15 protein-coding genes, 4 tRNA genes and 2 rRNA genes are annotated in these 18,584 nt (G+C 48.1%); 14 read left to right on the plus strand and 7 right to left on the minus strand.

Translation table 11 applies throughout. The features are described from left to right. Positions 1-9: 9 nt before the first annotated feature. From trkA to def, 4 genes are all read right to left on the minus strand, one after another. The gene (gene trkA / locus ACLIIY_RS15520; protein WP_005440765.1) at positions 10-1,386 is read right to left on the minus strand and encodes a Trk system potassium transporter TrkA; all 1,377 of its coding nucleotides are present in this window, start codon (positions 1,384-1,386) and stop codon (positions 10-12) included. Positions 1,387-1,450: 64 nt separating this feature from the next. Continuing rightward, positions 1,451-2,734 (minus strand): 16S rRNA (cytosine(967)-C(5))-methyltransferase RsmB, encoded by a 1,284-nt coding sequence (gene rsmB / locus ACLIIY_RS15525; RefSeq protein WP_005440762.1) that lies wholly within the window; start codon positions 2,732-2,734, stop codon positions 1,451-1,453. A gap of 82 nt (positions 2,735-2,816) precedes the next feature. Continuing rightward, positions 2,817-3,764: a methionyl-tRNA formyltransferase gene (gene fmt / locus ACLIIY_RS15530; protein WP_038896195.1), complete on the minus strand. Its 948-nt coding sequence runs from the start codon at positions 3,762-3,764 to the stop codon at positions 2,817-2,819. A gap of 33 nt (positions 3,765-3,797) precedes the next feature. Then, entirely contained in the window at positions 3,798-4,316 is a 519-nt protein-coding gene (def, locus tag ACLIIY_RS15535) for a peptide deformylase (protein ID WP_045498040.1), read from the minus strand. A 138-nt stretch (positions 4,317-4,454) separates the two neighbouring features. On the opposite strand from def, the gene ACLIIY_RS15540 reads away from it, so the two are divergent. Genes ACLIIY_RS15540 through ACLIIY_RS15555 form a run of 4 tightly spaced genes read left to right on the plus strand, consistent with a single transcriptional unit; the run spans position 4,455 to position 7,716 of the window. Continuing rightward, positions 4,455-5,549: a LysM peptidoglycan-binding domain-containing protein gene (locus ACLIIY_RS15540; RefSeq protein ID WP_334544226.1), complete on the plus strand. Its 1,095-nt coding sequence runs from the start codon at positions 4,455-4,457 to the stop codon at positions 5,547-5,549. Beyond that, entirely contained in the window at positions 5,533-6,642 is a 1,110-nt protein-coding gene (gene dprA, locus ACLIIY_RS15545; protein ID WP_434527876.1) for a DNA-processing protein DprA, read from the plus strand. Before ACLIIY_RS15540 ends, dprA begins: the two co-directional genes overlap by 17 nt. Positions 6,643-6,644: 2 nt before the next feature. Then, on the plus strand, positions 6,645-7,124 hold the full coding sequence (locus ACLIIY_RS15550) for a DUF494 family protein (RefSeq protein WP_005429833.1): 480 nt from the start codon (positions 6,645-6,647) through the stop codon (positions 7,122-7,124). A 22-nt stretch (positions 7,125-7,146) separates the two neighbouring features. Continuing rightward, complete coding sequence (locus ACLIIY_RS15555) at positions 7,147-7,716, plus strand: DNA topoisomerase family protein (protein WP_434527877.1); 570 nt, start codon at positions 7,147-7,149, stop codon at positions 7,714-7,716. Positions 7,717-7,780: 64 nt separating this feature from the next. On the opposite strand, the gene ACLIIY_RS15560 is transcribed toward ACLIIY_RS15555, so the two are convergent. Beyond that, positions 7,781-8,914, minus strand: coding sequence for a 5-(carboxyamino)imidazole ribonucleotide synthase (locus ACLIIY_RS15560; protein ID WP_434527878.1), 1,134 nt, complete (start codon positions 8,912-8,914; stop codon positions 7,781-7,783). 4 nt (positions 8,915-8,918) lie between these two features. Continuing rightward, the gene (purE, locus tag ACLIIY_RS15565; RefSeq protein ID WP_005440742.1) at positions 8,919-9,404 is read right to left on the minus strand and encodes a 5-(carboxyamino)imidazole ribonucleotide mutase; all 486 of its coding nucleotides are present in this window, start codon (positions 9,402-9,404) and stop codon (positions 8,919-8,921) included. A 200-nt stretch (positions 9,405-9,604) separates the two neighbouring features. Between purE and ACLIIY_RS15570 the strand changes: the two genes are divergently transcribed. From ACLIIY_RS15570 to ACLIIY_RS15585, 4 genes are all read left to right on the plus strand, one after another. Further along, positions 9,605-10,162 carry an L-threonylcarbamoyladenylate synthase gene (locus tag ACLIIY_RS15570; RefSeq protein WP_020196744.1) on the plus strand — a complete coding sequence of 186 codons (558 nt, stop codon included), beginning with the start codon at positions 9,605-9,607 and terminating at the stop codon, positions 10,160-10,162. A 34-nt stretch (positions 10,163-10,196) separates the two neighbouring features. Continuing rightward, on the plus strand, positions 10,197-11,114 hold the full coding sequence (gene hemF / locus ACLIIY_RS15575; RefSeq protein ID WP_434527879.1) for an oxygen-dependent coproporphyrinogen oxidase: 918 nt from the start codon (positions 10,197-10,199) through the stop codon (positions 11,112-11,114). Between the two features lie 99 nt (positions 11,115-11,213). Continuing rightward, positions 11,214-12,047 (plus strand): shikimate dehydrogenase, encoded by an 834-nt coding sequence (gene aroE, locus ACLIIY_RS15580; RefSeq protein WP_042523879.1) that lies wholly within the window; start codon positions 11,214-11,216, stop codon positions 12,045-12,047. 3 nt (positions 12,048-12,050) lie between these two features. After that, entirely contained in the window at positions 12,051-12,314 is a 264-nt protein-coding gene (locus tag ACLIIY_RS15585; protein ID WP_009708001.1) for a DUF1488 domain-containing protein, read from the plus strand. 14 nt (positions 12,315-12,328) lie between these two features. Here the strand turns inward: ACLIIY_RS15585 and ACLIIY_RS15590 are convergent, their stop codons facing one another. Next, entirely contained in the window at positions 12,329-12,880 is a 552-nt protein-coding gene (locus ACLIIY_RS15590) for a gamma carbonic anhydrase family protein (protein ID WP_180825992.1), read from the minus strand. A 493-nt stretch (positions 12,881-13,373) separates the two neighbouring features. On the opposite strand from ACLIIY_RS15590, the gene ACLIIY_RS15595 reads away from it, so the two are divergent. The 6 genes from ACLIIY_RS15595 (at position 13,374) to ACLIIY_RS15620 (ending at position 18,564) form a co-directional block, all read left to right on the plus strand. After that, a 16S ribosomal RNA gene (locus tag ACLIIY_RS15595) occupies positions 13,374-14,926 on the plus strand. A gap of 89 nt (positions 14,927-15,015) precedes the next feature. Then, positions 15,016-15,091 (plus strand) — tRNA-Glu (locus ACLIIY_RS15600). Between the two features lie 2 nt (positions 15,092-15,093). Further along, a tRNA-Lys gene (locus tag ACLIIY_RS15605) sits at positions 15,094-15,169 on the plus strand. Between the two features lie 24 nt (positions 15,170-15,193). Beyond that, positions 15,194-15,269 (plus strand) — tRNA-Ala (locus ACLIIY_RS15610). 35 nt (positions 15,270-15,304) lie between these two features. After that, positions 15,305-15,380 (plus strand) — tRNA-Val (locus tag ACLIIY_RS15615). A 294-nt stretch (positions 15,381-15,674) separates the two neighbouring features. Further along, positions 15,675-18,564, plus strand: a 23S ribosomal RNA gene (locus ACLIIY_RS15620). The 16S and 23S rRNA genes sit together here with 4 tRNA genes alongside, the layout of an rRNA operon. Positions 18,565-18,584: the final 20 nt, after the last annotated feature.

Below are 18,584 nucleotides of genomic sequence, written 5' to 3' on the forward strand. Positions count from 1 at the left end.
AGGAAAATCCTAGAGGAAGAATGGACTCGGCTGGAACAGCGCTTCGACGTCTGGTACGTACTTTTTGTCGACCAGGAACATCACTACGTGGTCATCTTGTTCGATGACGGTACGATCGTGTGCGATAAGAACTTCTTCGCCACGAACGATAGCACCAATGGTGGTTCCTGGTGGGAGTTTGATATCACCAATCGCGCGACCCACCACTTTCGATGTGGTTTCGTCACCGTGCGCAACGGCTTCGATGGCTTCTGCCGCGCCACGACGCAGAGAAGATACGTTAACGATGTCAGCACGACGAACGTGCGTGAGTAGAGCAGAAATCGTCGCTTGTTGTGGTGAGATCGCCACATCAATCACGCCGCCTTGTACTAGGTCGACATAAGCGCCGCGCTGGATCAGCACCATCACTTTCTTCGCGCCCATGCGTTTTGCCAACATCGCTGACATGATGTTGGTTTCATCCTCGTTGGTTAACGCGATGAACACATCTACTTGGTCGATGTTTTCTTCGGTCAGCAGTTCTTGATCCGCGGCATCACCACAAAAGACGATGGTGTTTTCTAGCTGCTCAGACAGTTTTTCTGCACGCTGATAGTTACGCTCAATCAACTTCACACTGTAAGCTTGCTCAAGACGTTTTGCTAAGCTGGCACCGATGTTACCACCACCGACAATCATGATGCGGCGGTAAGGTTTCTCAAGGCGCTGAAGTTCACTCATTACCGAGCGAATGTGGTTACTTGCTGCAACAAAGAAGACTTCATCATCGGCTTCTATGATGGTGGTGCCTTGTGGGCGAATAGGGCGACCTTGACGGAAAATTGCAGCAACACGAGTATCGATGTGTGGCATGTGTTCACGCAGAGCGGATAGAGCGTTACCAACCAGTGGGCCACCATAGTAGGCTTTTACTGCGACTAGGCTGACTTTTTGCTCGGCAAAGCTGACTACTTGCAATGCGCCAGGGTATTGAATGAGGCGTTCGATGTAGCTGGTTACCAGCTCTTCTGGTGCGATAAGGTGATCGACAGGGATTGCACCAGATTTGAATAGCGCTTCTTTTTCTGCCAGATACTCTGGAGAACGAATACGTGCAACACGGTTTGGGGTATTGTACAGAGTGAAGGCAACCTGACACGCGGCCATATTGGTCTCATCGGTGTTGGTCACCGCAACTAGCATGTCGGCGTCTTGTGCACCTGCTTCACGCAACACATCTGGGTGACTCGCGTGACCATTAACAACACGAAGATCGTACTTGTCTTGCAACTCTCGCAGTCGGTCGCCATTTTTGTCGACGATGGTGATGTCGTTATTCTCACCAACGAGGTTTTCTGCCAATGTGCCGCCAACCTGACCAGCACCAAGAATAATGATTTTCATACTCTTTACTCGTTATCTGAAAAAGGCGATTGAATTCGCTTCAATCGCCCTATTTAGCATGCTGTTACGCGTGTTTTTTCGTTAGCACTGCGTAGTAGAAACCATCCATATCTTCTTCACCTGGTAGAATTTGACGACCAGGTTGTTCGGGATCCGAGTCCACTAGTTGCGCATTCGCAGTACGTGCTAAGAACGCTTTTACTTGCTCCACGTTTTCTTGTGGTGTGATTGAGCAAGTCGCGTAAACCATGGTGCCGCCCGGTTTCAGTTGCGTCCACATTGCATCAAAAATTTCGCTCTGTAGTTCCGCCAGTGCGGCAATATCATCAGCACGACGTAGCCATTTGATGTCTGGATGACGACGAATTACGCCCGTTGCAGAACATGGTGCGTCCAGCAAAATGCGATCAAATTGTTCACCTTGCCACCATTCTTGAGGATTACGCGCATCGCCGCAAACCACTTTTGCCTGAAGGTTGAGACGCTTCAGGTTTTCGTGCACACGCTTAAGACGTGTGTCGTCGCAGTCAATCGCTACCACTTCGCTGCCAGACGTACGCTCAAGAATATGCGCCGTCTTACCGCCCGGTGCTGCACAGCAGTCTAGGATCAGTTCGCCATCTTTTGGTTCAAGATAGTTAATCGACAGCTGTGCTGCCGCATCTTGCACCGATACCCAACCTTTTTCAAAGCCCGGCAGTTTCATCACATCGCATGGCGCGGCCAATTTTAGGGCGTCCATTGCTTGTGTGTGTGGCGTGCTATCAATGTTTTCATTTTTGAGTAGCGTTAGGTATTCATCACGAGTGTGGTGCTGGTGGTTTACACGCAGCCACATTGGCGCTTTTTGGTTGTTGGCTTCAACAATGCTTTCCCACTGCTCTGGGTAAGCTTCTTGCAGCAGTTTAAGTAACCAGCTTGGGTGGCCATACTTGCCCGCATTGTTGCTGACCGCCATTTGGTCTAGTTCTTCTTGGTTGCGTTGGTAGTTACGCAATACCGCGTTGATAAGACCGCGCAGACGAGGGCCTTTCAGCTCTTTAGTACCTTCAACTGTTTCACCGACTGCAGCGTGCGCAGGAATACGCATGAAGCTTAGCTGATAAATGCCTACCAAAATAAGGTGATGGAAAACGCGTTGTTTGCCTTTTAGCGGCTTATCCATCAACTGGTTTGCAATCATTTCTAGGCGAGGGAGGTAACGTAGAGCGCCGTAACAGATCTCTTGAAGAAGAGCGTGGTCACGTGGTCGTACGTTTTGTTGAGCCGCTGGAAGAGCGCTTGAAAGTGAGTGGCCCTTGTCGACGACAAGATACAAGACGTTGGCAGCCGCAGCGCGAACATTCATGATGAGTACCTTAAAGTAAAGGAGGGCATCTCTGCCCTCTAAAAGTTCGTATTATTGGTCTTTGACACTATTGTCTGGCTTTTTAAACCAGTTGGGTGCCAACTTCAAACCAAGATGCACGTGAGTTCAGAATATCTTGAACTGACATGGCTTTTTTACCCGGAACTTGCAGTTGTTCCAGTACCAGTGTGCCATTGCCTGTCGCAACATAAATACCAGTTTTATCTGCTTGCACAATAGTGCCCGCTGGCTTGTCACTGGTTTGTTCCGCCACACGGCTTTGCCATACTTTGATGCTGTTTTCAGCCGCTTCAAAGTGGCTCATTGGCCATGGGTTGAATGCGCGAACGCAACGCTCAATGTGTGCCGCGTCGTCATTCCAATTAATGCGCGCTTCTTCTTTGCTTAGCTTCTTCGCGTAGTTTGCAAGCTCGTCATCTTGCTTCACTGGCTCAGCTTTACCTGTTGCGATGTCTGCTAGGCAGTCAATCAGTGCATCAGGGCCTAAGCCTGCAAGTTTTTCGTACATAGATGCGCTGGTGTCACTTGCTTCAATCGGCAATGTTGCGATTTTCAGCATGTCACCTGTATCCAAGCCAATGTCCATCTGCATGATGGTTACACCTGTTTCTGCATCACCAGCCCAAATTGAGCGTTGGATAGGAGCTGCACCACGCCAGCGAGGAAGAATCGAACCGTGCACGTTAATACAGCCCAATTTAGGCGTATCTAGCACGACTTGTGGAAGCAATAGACCGTAAGCCACAACCACCATGATGTCGGCGTTCAGATCAGCAAGCTCTTGCTTGGCTTCATCTGATTTGAAGTTTTCTGGCTGGTATACCGGAATATCGTGCTCAAGCGCGATGGTTTTCACTGGGCTGGCAGTAAGCTTCTTACCACGACCTGCTGGGCGGTCTGGTTGAGTGTATACCGCAATTACTTCGTGCTCCGAAGACAACAACGCCGCCAAGTGACGGGCGGCGAAATCCGGAGTACCTGCAAAGACAATACGTAAAGACTGACTCAAGGTAGGCTTCCTTCTAATTAAATTGTATCGAGATTAAGCGTTTTGCTGTTTCTCGTTAAAGCGTTTGATTTTCGCTAGCTTGTCTTGAATACGCTTACGCTTAAGTGGCGATAGGTAATCAACGAACAGTTTACCCATTAGGTGGTCTAGTTCGTGTTGAACGCAGATTGCTAGCAGATCGTCAGCGTCAAATGTGTATTCTTTGCCGTCGCGATCTAGGGCTTTAACCGTAACTTCAGCAGCGCGAGGCACAAGTGCGCGAGCACCTGGTACCGATAGACAGCCTTCTTCGATGCCGTCTTCGCCACGCTTTTCCAGAATCTCAGGGTTGATAAGCACCATCGGCTCATCGCGAGTCTCTGAAATATCGATAACTACGATACGTTTGTGGATATCAACCTGCGTTGCAGCCAAGCCAATACCTTCTTCGTCGTACATGGTTTCAATCATGTCATCGACGATTTTTTGAATCTCAGGTGTCACCTCTTCTACAGGTTTTGCAACGGTACGCAGGCGATCATCTGGGAATGTTAATACTTGTAATACAGACATATTCACTCGAAATATTGAACTGTGCCGTAACAGCACAAACCTTGTTGGCTCAATTCTAGACATTTTATGACCTAAATGACAGCATCCTGATACCAATTTCCATTCTGGTAACTGCCTAATAGACCAAGGACGAGGGTCATGAATCGAATTTTCCGCAACGTTTCTCGTATTACGTTGCCGTTACTTTTCTCTTTCAATGTTGTAGCAAATACGGACTCCCAACCACTTACCGTTAAAGATGATGCACCCAAAACTTACGTTGTGGTGAAAGGTGATACGCTTTGGGATATTTCAGCGATGTACCTTGATAGCCCTTGGTTGTGGCCTCGTTTGTGGCAAGTGAACCCAGAAATCGATAACCCGCACCTGATTTATCCGGGAGACAAGTTATCGCTGGTGTGGATTAACGGTCAGCCAGTCTTGAGCTTAAAACCCGTCAAAAAACTCAGCCCTAAAGCTCGCATCACTGAAAAGAAAGCGGTACCTACCGTAGCCGAAGGTTTGGTGATGCCGTACTTAAAATCCGATCGCTTAGTGGATGATGAGACATTAGAAAACGCGGCGAAGGTGATGGGTAGCAGTAAAGGCAGTAAATACCTGACCGCAGAAGACACGCTGTATATCAGTGGCAAGCAAGCATGGACAGATTGGGCAATCTATCGACCTGTGGAAACTTTCTCTCGAGATGATGTATCACAACAAATCACGGCATTACGTTTGATTGCCAAAGGTGAGTTGATCGAGGCGTCGGATGAATTTTCAGGACTGAAAATCACCACTCAACTGCAAGAGATTATCCGTAATGATATTGCTTTGCCGGTTCAAGCATTAGAAAACGGGGATTTCACGGCCACCTTCTATCCATTACCTTCGCCGCAAGGCAGTTCTGCTAAGTTATTGGGGAATATTGAAGGCATTCGTTTTAGTTCGACTAACCAAGTGGTGGTGATCGATAAAGGCACATCGGACGAACTTCGCCAAGGCAGTGTGTTCGATCTTAAAGAAGATGCGCATCCTGTTTATAAAGATGGCGATGACTTTGCCAAGGACAACGGCTTTCTCGATTCCAAGATCACCTTGCCACAGAGTAAAGTTGGTGAGTTACTCGTGATTCGCCCTTATAAATATTTCAGCCTTGCTTTGATCACCAATAGCACCAAACCAATCAATAAAGAGGTATCTGTGGTTTCTCCTCTGGTAGAGGAATCAACCACCAATGAAACCACACAATGATACGGATCTCGCCGCCTGGTTAAAGCTGAGTTGCTTGCCAGGTATTGGCGGGGTCAAGCTGAGTAAGCTACTGAGCAAAGACACGCCGAGTAATATTGTCCAATATTCCACGGAGCAGCTTCAGCTTTTAGGTTTAACGGCGAAACAACTGCAAGCGTGGTCGAAGGTCGATAAAGAAGTCGATGCTTGTCTGACTTGGGCTGCTGCATCTTCTCATCATCATATTCTTACTTTTGCGGATGCTTTGTATCCGCCACTTCTCAAACAAACCGTCGCACCGCCTCCTTTATTATTCGTAAAGGGAGACGCGAGCTGCTTGTCTCAGCCACAAATAGCCATGGTTGGCAGTCGTAATGCCAGCGTGGATGGACTACAACATGCAAGAGGCTTTGCATCAGACTTGGTACAACACGATCTGATTGTCACCAGTGGTTTAGCATTAGGTATTGATGGTCATGCTCATGATGGCGCGCTTTTAGCTGGCGGTAAAACCATCGCAGTGCTTGGTTCTGGGTTGGAACAAGTGTACCCAGCAAGACACCGAGGTTTAGCGCAGCGAGTGATGGAAAATGGTGCGCTTGTCTCTGAGTTTCGTCCTGATACTAAACCTCGCGCAGAAAACTTCCCACGTCGTAATCGAATTATCAGTGGTTTGTCGCTGGGTGTTTTGGTGGTGGAAGCCGCTGAAAAAAGTGGTTCCTTAATCACTGCTCGCTATGCCCTTGAGCAAGGTCGAGAAGTTTTCGCTCTGCCAGCTTCGATTAATGCTCCTAACGCCAGTGGTGGTAATCAATTGATTCGTAACGGAGCTTGCCTCGTACAAAATACTCAAGAGGTGCTGAATGAAATACAGTCTTTACTCGACTGGTCTATTAATCAGAGCTTAGATTTATTTTCTGCGCCAATTGATGAAGAAGAATTGCCATTTCCTCAGCTGTTAGCTAACGTAGGAAATGAGGCTACACCAGTTGATATTCTTGTAAGCAGGACCAATATACCTGTCCAAGAAGTCATGATGCAGCTCTTAGAGCTTGAGCTTTCAGGGCATGTTGTTGCAGTATCCGGTGGCTATATTCGAAAGGGGAGGGGCTAGCTATGATGATGGATATACTTATGTATCTATTCGAAACCTACATCCATAGCGATGCAGAGTTACAAGTCGAACAAGACGAATTGGAAGATGAATTGCTTCGTGCAGGCTTCCAGCAAAAAGACATCTACAAAGCCCTTGTCTGGTTAGAAGAGCTGGCGGCATTGCAACAAAGCGATGAACATTCAGCCATTTCAACCTGCATTGCATCGGCATCGACACGTATCTATACCGCATCTGAGATGCAGCGACTGGACCTCGAATGTCGTGGGTTCTTGTTGTTCCTAGAGCAAATCAATGTTCTGACCACCGAAACACGTGAGATGGTTATCGACCGTGTAATGGGGCTTGAAACCAATGAGTTTGAGCTTGAGGACCTTAAATGGATCATCCTTATGGTGCTGTTTAATGTTCCAGGCAACGAAAACGCCTACACGCTGATGGAAGAGCTGCTGTACACCAAGGAACAAGGTATTCTTCATTAATATCTTCGCTTGAGCGGTGAGTATGAGTAGTAAAATCGATCACAACCTTTTCTCGGCACACGAGCATGCGCTTGAGCGCGAACCTTGCCCTAAATGCGGTGGGGAAGTTTCGCTTAAGCACGGTAAACACGGTCCTTTTTTAGGTTGTAGCCAATACCCAAGTTGCGATTACATTAAGCCGCTACACAGCAATGACGGTCACATCGTGAAAGAGTTGGGTGTGCCTTGCCCTGAGTGTGGCAATGAATTGGTACTCCGCCAAGGGCGCTTCGGTATGTTCGTTGGTTGTAGCCATTACCCAGCATGCCATCATATTGAGTCGATTAACCAACCTGAGCCAGAGCAGCAAGCGAAAGAGCAACACGCTTGCCCTGAATGTGGTAAAGGGCATTTGGTTGAGCGTAAAACCCGATTTGGTAAAACATTCTACGCGTGTGATAACTATCCGAAGTGCAAGTTTGCAGTGAACTTACCACCGGTAAGGGGTCGCTGCGAGGAATGTGGATTTACCTTGTTGGTAGAAAAGAAACTGGCCAGTGGGATTAAGCTACAATGCGCGAGTCGTAAGTGCCAGCATACCCAATCACAATAACCTTCAGTACGAATTAAAAAGGGCCGCATCATGCGACCCTTTTGCTATTTATTCCGCTGCTTTTCTAGGCTTGCCACTGCTTGGCAAATTCATGTACGGCAGGGAAAGCCTGTTCATCCAAAACATCTGCTAATGCACAAAGCTTGCGATTAAGTTCGCCAGTGTAGTCACCACATACGTTGATGTGACCCATCTTGCGACCCGCACGTTTTTCTTTGCCGTACCAATGAATGTGGCAACCATCCATCGCTAGCAATGCTTCTGGTAATGTGTCTTCACCAAGGATATTAATCATCGAGGTCTCACGAACCAGCTTAGTGCTACCCAAAGGCATGCCGCACACGGCGCGTAGGTGGTTCTCAAACTGACAGGTTTCTGCACCTTGTTGAGTCCAGTGACCAGAGTTGTGTACGCGTGGTGCGATTTCATTAACTAGCAAAGTGCCGTCAACGTCGAAGAACTCCAGCGCTAGCACACCAACGTAATTCAAGCTGTTGGCAACGGCCGTGAACATCTGTTTTGCTTGCTCTTGCAACTCTGGTGCATCAATCGCGGTAGAAAGGCTCAATACACCATTGGTGTGGACGTTCTCTGCCAGAGGGTATACTTCAACGCTGCCATCTTTACCACGGGCACCAACCAGTGAAACTTCGCGGTTAAAAGGGACAAATTCCTCAGCAACAATCGCTTGAGTTGGTGTTGCGGCAATGCACTCTGCCATCTCAGCCCAAATGTCTTCGACGTGAGAAGTTTCTTTTAAGCGCCACTGGCCTTTACCATCGTAACCACCTAATGCACTTTTCAGAACCATTGGCATACCAACGTGTTCAATTGCGCGGTCAAAGTCTTCACGAGTTTCGATTACGTAGTATTTCGCGTTACGCACGTCAGCATCATCAAGCAATGCCTTTTCAAGGCGGCGATCACCACCTGCTTTGATGGCTTGCGTACTTGGTAAGAACTTACCGCTCGCTTCGCAAACATCGAGCACGTCATGTGGGATATGCTCGAACTCAGCAGTAATGACGTCGACTTGTTCAATTGCATTCTCTAAGCCGTTGCCTAGTACGTGCTGAGTCAGTGGATGAACGATGTTACCGCTGCCCACATCGTAAGCTGATATTTGAATATTCAGTGGCGCACCAGCCAGAGACATCATACGAGCTAGTTGACCCGCACCAAGAACCAGTACATGCATCTGATTAATCCTCAGCAGGGTTTGGGTTCGCCAATACGGTTTCCGTTTGTTCGTTACGGAACGCTTCGACTTTTGCCATGATCGCTTCATCATGTGTACCAAGGATTTGAGCTGCTAGGATGCCAGCGTTTGCTGCGCCTGCTTCGCCAATCGCCAATGTACCAACCGCAATACCCTTTGGCATTTGTACGATAGAAAGCAGTGAATCCATGCCTTTCAGTGCACGAGACTGAACTGGAACGCCAAGTACAGGTACGCTGGTAAACGCTGCTGCCATGCCTGGTAGGTGAGCGGCACCGCCAGCACCCGCAATGATGACTTTAATGCCACGTTCTTTCGCGCTGCTTGCGTAATCAGCCAACAATTGAGGAGTACGGTGAGCTGACACCACCTTTGTTTCGTAAGACACGCCAAATTGATCCAGCATGTCTGCTGCTAGTTTCATGGTTGGCCAATCTGATTTAGAACCCATGATGATACCGACTTTCATCTCAAACTCCTTCAAGCTGCAAAATTAGGTGAGCTGATAAATTTGTGCGCATTATACGGGGATTTTTACCTCAAGCAAACGTTTGCGTGTGTTTGTAAATGGTATTGATACATTTTATAAACAAATTGATTTAGTCTCTGAGAATGAATATTTGTACACTTAGTGCAAACACAACAGATAAGACTATCAGGAAGTAATTGGTGGATAACTTTGAACAGGTGCTTGAAGCACTACAAAAAGGCGAAGTGATTGCCTATCCAACAGAAGGCGTATTTGGTGTCGGCTGTGATCCAGATAACCCAGAAGCGATTCAAAAGTTGCTAGAGCTAAAGCAGCGCCCAGTAGAGAAGGGGCTCATACTTATTGCGGCTAGTTACGAGCAGCTTTTGCCTTATGTTGATGAATCTCAGTTGACTCAAGAGCAGTTAGATAAAGTCCATGCGACGTGGCCAGGGCCATACACGTGGATCATGCCAGCGAGTGACAAAGTCTCTCACTGGGTATCGGGTCAATTTGATTCGATTGCAGTACGTGTGACTGATCATCCTTTAGTACAAAAGATGTGTAATGCATTCGGAAAGCCGCTAACCTCTACCAGCGCGAATCTTACTGGTCTGCCTCCTTGTATGACGACGGAAGAAGTTGAAGAACAGTTAGGTGACCGACTTGTGGCGATCTTACGTGGTGAAACCAGTGGTCGTGACAAGCCTAGTGAAATCCGTGATGCTAAAACCTCGCAAATATTAAGACAGGGCTAACCCTGCTAGTCAGCAATCAATAGGTACTACACGTATGTCAGCAATCGATAAGCACGCCGTAAAGCAGTTCTTGATGTCACTTCAGGATTCCATTTGTCAGCAACTAGAACAAGAAGATGGAAAGGCCGTCTTTGTCGAAGATGCTTGGCAACGTGAAAAAGGAGAGCGTCTTGGTGGCGGTGGCCGTACTCGCGTATTGCGCGATGGTCATATCTTCGAGCAAGGAGGAGTGAACTTCTCTCATGTAGAAGGTAATGAAATGCCAGCATCAGCGACAGCACATCGTCCAGAGCTAGCGGGTCGTCGTTTTGAAGCGATGGGGGTTTCTTTGGTTATTCACCCTAAAAACCCTTATGTACCGACTTCGCACGCTAATGTCCGCTTCTTTATTGCAGAGAAAGACGGTGAAGACCCAATTTGGTGGTTTGGTGGTGGTTTTGATCTAACGCCTTTCTACCCATTTGAAGAAGATTGCCAATCATGGCACGACACTGCAAAACAGCTTTGTGCACCATTTGGTGACGACGTTTACTCAGAGCACAAAGTGTGGTGTGACAAATACTTCTTCCTACCACATCGTAATGAAACTCGCGGTGTCGGCGGTCTGTTCTTTGATGACCTAAACCAATGGGAATTTGATAAGTGCTTTGACTACATCAAAGCGGTTGGTGAGGGATACTGTCAAGCTTACCTTCCGATCGTTTCTCGTCGTAAAGACATTGAATTTGGTGAGCGTGAGCGCGAGTTCCAACTGTACCGACGTGGTCGTTACGTAGAGTTCAACCTAGTGTATGACCGTGGCACTCTGTTTGGTTTGCAAAGTGGTGGTCGTACCGAGTCGATTCTAATGTCGATGCCACCACTTGCGCGTTGGGAATACAGCTATGAGCCGCAAGCTGGTTCACCAGAGGCAGAGCTTTACGAGCAATACCTAACGCCCCGAGAGTGGTAAGCGCTGAATCTCCTTTTCTATATAGATAGATAGTGATAGGGTCATCTGTAATCAGGTGGCCCTGTTTTTTCTATATAAGTAAGGAATAAAGGTAAGGAAATGACTCAGCAAATTGATCGCTATGCCGTGTTTGGTAACCCTATCGGACACAGTAAGTCGCCATTCATTCACACCTTGTTTGCCCGTCAAACCAATCAGTCTTTGGTGTACACCGCAGAAAGTGCACCTGTTGATGGCTTTATTGACGCAGCGAAGGTGTTTTTTGCTGAAGGTGGCAAGGGGTGCAACATTACCATGCCATTTAAAGAAGACGCTTATCAATTTGCTAGCCGTCTGACTGAGCGTGCTCAGTTGGCGGGCGCAGTGAACACTCTCAAGAAGTTAGATGATGGTGAAATCATTGGTGACAACACCGATGGGGCAGGTCTAGTGCAAGATCTGCTTCAACACCAAGTTGTATTGGAAGGTGCACGAATCCTAATTATTGGTGCTGGTGGTGCTGCTCGTGGTGTTATTAAGCCACTACTCGATCAAAAGCCGACTTCTTTAACCATTACCAACCGTACCTTTAGTAAAGCACAGGAGCTTGCAGAGTTGTTTGTCTCTCACGGCCCTATCGTAGCGAGAGAGATGGAAAGTATTGATGAAGAGTATGATGTCATCATTAACTCCACTTCCGCTTCTCTTAGTGGTGAACTGCCTGCAATCTCTTCCTCTATCTTTGCCGCCAACAGCACAAGTTATGACATGATTTATGGAAAAGGGGTGACGAGCTTTAACTTATGGGCAAGAGAAAATGGTGCCGCTCATGCGTATGACGGTCTTGGAATGCTAGTTGGGCAGGCTGCAGAAAGCTTCATGCTCTGGCGTGGCTTACGTCCTGGTGCCAAACAAATTCTCAGAGAACTAAGAAAGAATCTTGAAGGTCAGTAATCAATGAATCAATCTATCCTATTCCCTGACATGCAGTCTTGGGATGAAGCCTCGCAATCGGTAAATTTTGCTGCGCAGCAATCTGGTGCGTTGATTGAGTGCTATGTAACAAAACAAAAGCTAGAAAAGCTTAGTGGTTCTCTGATTGAAACTGAGCAAGCGGCAATCAAAGTGTTTACTGATTACCGATTCGATCTAGAAGAAATCGCCGAAGAGCTAATAGAAGATGAAGCCTTCGATGAAGAAGGCCATATCATTATCGATTAGCTGACGATTCCTGGCTACTCTTTGATGTCTTCTACTTCGTTCATGTAGTCGTCTTTGTTCTGCACATAGTTGTTGGCAGACTTTTGCAAGAAAGCTCGTTCTTTATCTGATAGAGGGCGAGCTTGCTTAACAGGGCTTCCAACATATAAATAACCACTTTCTAATACCTTCCCTGGTGGCACCAAACTTCCTGCACCAATCATCACATCTGATTCCACCACCACGTTGTCTAAGACAATAGCGCCCATACCGACTAATACGCGATCGTGGATCTCGCAGCCATGCAACATCACTTTGTGACCTATGGTGACATCATTGCCAATGAGGAGTGGGTAGCCATTGGGATTTTCTGCGTTCTTATGAGTTACATGAAGTACGCTGCCATCTTGAATGTTGGTTCGCTCTCCGATGTGGATGTGGTTTACATCCCCCCGAGCTGCGACCAATGGCCAGATACTAGAATCATCGCCAATTCGGATATCACCGACTAAAACAGAGGTTGAGTCGACATATACACGTTCGCCCAACTGAGGACGTATACCTTTATAACTTCTCATTGAACTCATCTTTACTCCTTATAAAGCGTTAATAACGGTGATATCTGGTGAGAAGAGTAGCAAAAACTCGCCTTTTAGAATAAAAAACATTCAAACGATAAAAAAATCAAAAAAAACGAGAAAAAGGGCTTGCCAATGTGATCGCAATCTCTATAATGCCACCTCGCTGACACGGCAACGCTTCGAAAGAAACGAAAGCCAAGTTAGCAAGCCAATTAGCCAAGCGGAAACGCTTGAAAAAAGTTTGAAAAAAGTGATTGACACTAAACTTTAACTCGCTAAAATGGCCGTCCGATTTGAGCAAAGCTCAATAGGAAAGCTCTTTAACAATATAGACCTATCAATCTGTGTGGGCACTCGTTGATGATAATCCAATTAGATACTTCGGTATCAAATTAGGTTTCAATGAAACGAAGTGACCATTGAATCGAAAGATTCAGCACAGTCAATTCAAACATTACATTATGTAATGTTCAGTATTCATTGAGCCGAACAAAATCTTAAATTGAAGAGTTTGATCATGGCTCAGATTGAACGCTGGCGGCAGGCCTAACACATGCAAGTCGAGCGGAAACGAGTTATCTGAACCTTCGGGGAACGATAACGGCGTCGAGCGGCGGACGGGTGAGTAATGCCTAGGAAATTGCCCTGATGTGGGGGATAACCATTGGAAACGATGGCTAATACCGCATAATGCCTACGGGCCAAAGAGGGGGACCTTCGGGCCTCTCGCGTCAGGATATGCCTAGGTGGGATTAGCTAGTTGGTGAGGTAATGGCTCACCAAGGCGACGATCCCTAGCTGGTCTGAGAGGATGATCAGCCACACTGGAACTGAGACACGGTCCAGACTCCTACGGGAGGCAGCAGTGGGGAATATTGCACAATGGGCGCAAGCCTGATGCAGCCATGCCGCGTGTGTGAAGAAGGCCTTCGGGTTGTAAAGCACTTTCAGTTGTGAGGAAGGTAGTGTAGTTAATAGCTGCATTATTTGACGTTAGCGACAGAAGAAGCACCGGCTAACTCCGTGCCAGCAGCCGCGGTAATACGGAGGGTGCGAGCGTTAATCGGAATTACTGGGCGTAAAGCGCATGCAGGTGGTTTGTTAAGTCAGATGTGAAAGCCCGGGGCTCAACCTCGGAATAGCATTTGAAACTGGCAGACTAGAGTACTGTAGAGGGGGGTAGAATTTCAGGTGTAGCGGTGAAATGCGTAGAGATCTGAAGGAATACCGGTGGCGAAGGCGGCCCCCTGGACAGATACTGACACTCAGATGCGAAAGCGTGGGGAGCAAACAGGATTAGATACCCTGGTAGTCCACGCCGTAAACGATGTCTACTTGGAGGTTGTGGCCTTGAGCCGTGGCTTTCGGAGCTAACGCGTTAAGTAGACCGCCTGGGGAGTACGGTCGCAAGATTAAAACTCAAATGAATTGACGGGGGCCCGCACAAGCGGTGGAGCATGTGGTTTAATTCGATGCAACGCGAAGAACCTTACCTACTCTTGACATCCAGAGAACTTTCCAGAGATGGATTGGTGCCTTCGGGAACTCTGAGACAGGTGCTGCATGGCTGTCGTCAGCTCGTGTTGTGAAATGTTGGGTTAAGTCCCGCAACGAGCGCAACCCTTATCCTTGTTTGCCAGCGAGTAATGTCGGGAACTCCAGGGAGACTGCCGGTGATAAACCGGAGGAAGGTGGGGACGACGTCAAGTCATCATGGCCCTTACGAGTAGGGCTACACACGTGCTACAATGGCGCATACAGAGGGTAGCAAGCTAGCGATAGTGAGCGAATCCCAAAAAGTGCGTCGTAGTCCGGATTGGAGTCTGCAACTCGACTCCATGAAGTCGGAATCGCTAGTAATCGTGGATCAGAATGCCACGGTGAATACGTTCCCGGGCCTTGTACACACCGCCCGTCACACCATGGGAGTGGGCTGCAAAAGAAGTAGGTAGTTTAACCTTCGGGAGGACGCTTACCACTTTGTGGTTCATGACTGGGGTGAAGTCGTAACAAGGTAGCGCTAGGGGAACCTGGCGCTGGATCACCTCCTTAAACGATGATTATACACGATGAGTGTCCACACAGATTGATACGGTTTATAAGTAAAAGAGACGAAGATATCCCAATATCTTCAATCCAGTGTCCCGTTCGTCTAGAGGCCTAGGACACCGCCCTTTCACGGCGGTAACAGGGGTTCGACTCCCCTACGGGATACCATTGGGTCGTTAGCTCAGTTGGTAGAGCAGTTGACTTTTAATCAATTGGTCGCAGGTTCGAATCCTGCACGACCCACCATTCTTTAAGAATGACTCTCAAGATGGGGCTATAGCTCAGCTGGGAGAGCGCCTGCCTTGCACGCAGGAGGTCTGCGGTTCGATCCCGCATAGCTCCACCATTCTTGACGTCTACCACAAGACGAAAAACTTATGTGGGCGATTAGCTCAGTTGGGAGAGCACCTGCCTTACAAGCAGGGGGTCACTGGTTCGAGCCCGGTATCGCCCACCATCTTTAAACATTCTCTCTTGAGAGTTTTTAAAAATGGTTACTTCATAAGAAGTGATTAGCTCTTTAACAATTTGGAAAGCTGACAAAACAAACTTTTAAGTTTGTTTGTAAAGTTCTCAATGTTTGTCTTTATGACAAACACCAAAAAACACATTCAAGTGTTCTTGGGAATATCACTTTTAAGTGATTATTCGAAATTGAGTCCGGCAAAATCGAAATGTCTCTCGCTCATTCAAATAATGAGAGACAACTTTGGTGATTTGAACATCAACTCGAAACTCCTTCGGGTTGTATGGTTAAGTGACTAAGCGTACACGGTGGATGCCTTGGCAGTCAGAGGCGATGAAGGACGTATTAACTTGCGATAAGCCCAGATTAGGTAGTAAAAACCATTTGAGTCTGGGATTTCCGAATGGGGAAACCCACTTACATAAGTAAGTATCGCTGCGTGAATACATAGCGCAGCGAGGCGAACCGGGGGAACTGAAACATCTAAGTACCCCGAGGAAAAGAAATCAACCGAGATTCCGAAAGTAGCGGCGAGCGAAATTGGACTAGCCCTTAAGCTTTTTATGCGTCAGGTGAAACTTCTGGAAAGTTGTGCGATACAGGGTGATAGCCCCGTAACCGGCAACGCATATAAAGTGAAATCGAGTAGGGCGGGACACGTGATATCCTGTCTGAATATGGGGGGACCATCCTCCAAGGCTAAATACTACTGACTGACCGATAGTGAACCAGTACCGTGAGGGAAAGGCGAAAAGAACCCCTGTGAGGGGAGTGAAATAGAACCTGAAACCGTGTACGTACAAGCAGTAGGAGCACCTTCGTGGTGTGACTGCGTACCTTTTGTATAATGGGTCAGCGACTTATATTCAGTGGCAAGGTTAACCATCTAGGGGAGCCGTAGCGAAAGCGAGTGTTAACTGCGCGACTCAGTCGCTGGATATAGACCCGAAACCAGGTGATCTAGCCATGGGCAGGTTGAAGATTGAGTAACATCAATTGGAGGACCGAACCGACTAATGTTGAAAAATTAGCGGATGACTTGTGGCTAGGGGTGAAAGGCCAATCAAACCTGGAGATAGCTGGTTCTCCCCGAAAGCTATTTAGGTAGCGCCTCGGACGAATACTACTGGGGGTAGAGCACTGTTAAGGCTAGGGGGTCATCCCGACTTACCAACCCTTTGCAAACTCCGAATACCAGTAAGTACTATCCGGGAGACACACGGCGGGTGCTAACGTCCGTCGTGGAGAGGGAAACAACCCAGACCGCCAGCTAAGGTCCCAAATTACTACTAAGTGGGAAACGATGTGGGAAGGCTCAGACAGCCAGGATGTTGGCTTAGAAGCAGCCATCATTTAAAGAAAGCGTAATAGCTCACTGGTCGAGTCGGCCTGCGCGGAAGATGTAACGGGGCTAAGTAGTAAACCGAAGCTGCGGCAATGCACTTTGTGCATTGGGTAGGGGAGCGTTCTGTAAGCGGTTGAAGGTGTGTGGTAACGCATGCTGGACGTATCAGAAGTGCGAATGCTGACATGAGTAACGATAAAGGGGGTGAAAAACCTCCTCGCCGGAAGACCAAGGGTTCCTGTCCAACGTTAATCGGGGCAGGGTAAGTCGACCCCTAAGGCGAGGCCGAAAGGCGTAGTCGATGGGAAACGGGTTAATATTCCCGTACTTCTTACAATTGCGATGGGGGGACGGAGAAGGCTAGGTGGGCCTGGCGACGGTTGTCCAGGTTCAAGTGCGTAGGCTGAGAAATTAGGTAAATCCGGTTTCTCTTAAGGCTGAGACACGACGTCGAGCTACTACGGTAGTGAAGTCATTGATGCCATGCTTCCAGGAAAAGCCTCTAAGCTTCAGATTGTAAGGAATCGTACCCCAAACCGACACAGGTGGTCGGGTAGAGAATACCAAGGCGCTTGAGAGAACTCGGGTGAAGGAACTAGGCAAAATGGTACCGTAACTTCGGGAGAAGGTACGCTCTTGATGGTGAAGTCCCTTGCGGATGGAGCTGACGAGAGTCGCAGATACCAGGTGGCTGCAACTGTTTATTAAAAACACAGCACTGTGCAAAATCGTAAGATGACGTATACGGTGTGACGCCTGCCCGGTGCCGGAAGGTTAATTGATGGGGTTAGACTTCGGTCGAAGCTCTTGATCGAAGCCCCGGTAAACGGCGGCCGTAACTATAACGGTCCTAAGGTAGCGAAATTCCTTGTCGGGTAAGTTCCGACCTGCACGAATGGCGTAATGATGGCCACGCTGTCTCCACCCGAGACTCAGTGAAATTGAAATCGCTGTGAAGATGCAGTGTACCCGCGGCTAGACGGAAAGACCCCGTGAACCTTTACTACAGCTTGGCACTGAACATTGACCCTACATGTGTAGGATAGGTGGGAGGCTTTGAAGCAAGTACGCCAGTATTTGTGGAGCCGTCCTTGAAATACCACCCTTGTAGTGTTGATGTTCTAACGTCGACCCCTAATCGGGGTTGCGGACAGTGCCTGGTGGGTAGTTTGACTGGGGCGGTCTCCTCCCAAAGAGTAACGGAGGAGCACGAAGGTGGGCTAATCACGGTTGGACATCGTGAGGTTAGTGCAATGGCATAAGCCCGCTTGACTGCGAGAATGACAATTCGAGCAGGTGCGAAAGCAGGTCATAGTGATCCGGTGGTTCTGAATGGAAGGGCCATCGCTCAACGGATAAAAGGTACTCCGGGGATAACAGGCTGATACCGCCCAAGAGTTCATATCGACGGCGGTGTTTGGCACCTCGATGTCGGCTCATCACATCCTGGGGCTGAAGTCGGTCCCAAGGGTATGGCTGTTCGCCATTTAAAGTGGTACGCGAGCTGGGTTTAGAACGTCGTGAGACAGTTCGGTCCCTATCTGCCGTGGGCGTTGGAAGATTGAAGGGGGCTGCTCCTAGTACGAGAGGACCGGAGTGGACGAACCTCTGGTGTTCGGGTTGTGTCGCCAGACGCATTGCCCGGTAGCTAAGTTCGGAATCGATAACCGCTGAAAGCATCTAAGCGGGAAGCGAGCCCTGAGATGAGTCTTCCCTGATACTTTAAGTATCCTAAAGGGTTGTTCGAGACTAGAACGTTGATAGGCAGGGTGTGTAAGCGTTGTGAGGCGTTGAGCTAACCTGTACTAATTGCCCGTGAGGCTTAACCATACAACACCCAAGGGGTTTTG

The sequence above is a fragment of the Vibrio sp. K4 genome (assembly GCF_051122595.1).
Classification (GTDB): Bacteria; Pseudomonadota; Gammaproteobacteria; order Enterobacterales; family Vibrionaceae; genus Vibrio; species Vibrio owensii.

Bases quoted from the DNA above. Each gene is read 5' to 3' on its own strand.
- ACLIIY_RS15540 (WP_334544226.1), top strand. From the start codon at position 4,455: ATGAATCGAATTTTCCGCAACGTTTCTCGTATTACGTTGCCGTTACTT.
- purE (WP_005440742.1), bottom strand. From the start codon at position 9,404: ATGAAAGTCGGTATCATCATGGGTTCTAAATCAGATTGGCCAACCATG.
- def (WP_045498040.1), bottom strand. From the start codon at position 4,316: ATGTCTGTATTACAAGTATTAACATTCCCAGATGATCGCCTGCGTACC.
- ACLIIY_RS15590 (WP_180825992.1), bottom strand. From the start codon at position 12,880: ATGAGTTCAATGAGAAGTTATAAAGGTATACGTCCTCAGTTGGGCGAA.
- ACLIIY_RS15585 (WP_009708001.1), top strand. From the start codon at position 12,051: ATGAATCAATCTATCCTATTCCCTGACATGCAGTCTTGGGATGAAGCC.
- ACLIIY_RS15550 (WP_005429833.1), top strand. From the start codon at position 6,645: ATGATGATGGATATACTTATGTATCTATTCGAAACCTACATCCATAGC.
- trkA (WP_005440765.1), bottom strand. From the start codon at position 1,386: ATGAAAATCATTATTCTTGGTGCTGGTCAGGTTGGCGGCACATTGGCA.
- aroE (WP_042523879.1), top strand. From the start codon at position 11,214: ATGACTCAGCAAATTGATCGCTATGCCGTGTTTGGTAACCCTATCGGA.
- rsmB (WP_005440762.1), bottom strand. From the start codon at position 2,734: ATGAATGTTCGCGCTGCGGCTGCCAACGTCTTGTATCTTGTCGTCGAC.
- ACLIIY_RS15560 (WP_434527878.1), bottom strand. From the start codon at position 8,914: ATGCATGTACTGGTTCTTGGTGCGGGTCAACTAGCTCGTATGATGTCT.
- hemF (WP_434527879.1), top strand. From the start codon at position 10,197: ATGTCAGCAATCGATAAGCACGCCGTAAAGCAGTTCTTGATGTCACTT.
- dprA (WP_434527876.1), top strand. From the start codon at position 5,533: ATGAAACCACACAATGATACGGATCTCGCCGCCTGGTTAAAGCTGAGT.
- ACLIIY_RS15555 (WP_434527877.1), top strand. From the start codon at position 7,147: ATGAGTAGTAAAATCGATCACAACCTTTTCTCGGCACACGAGCATGCG.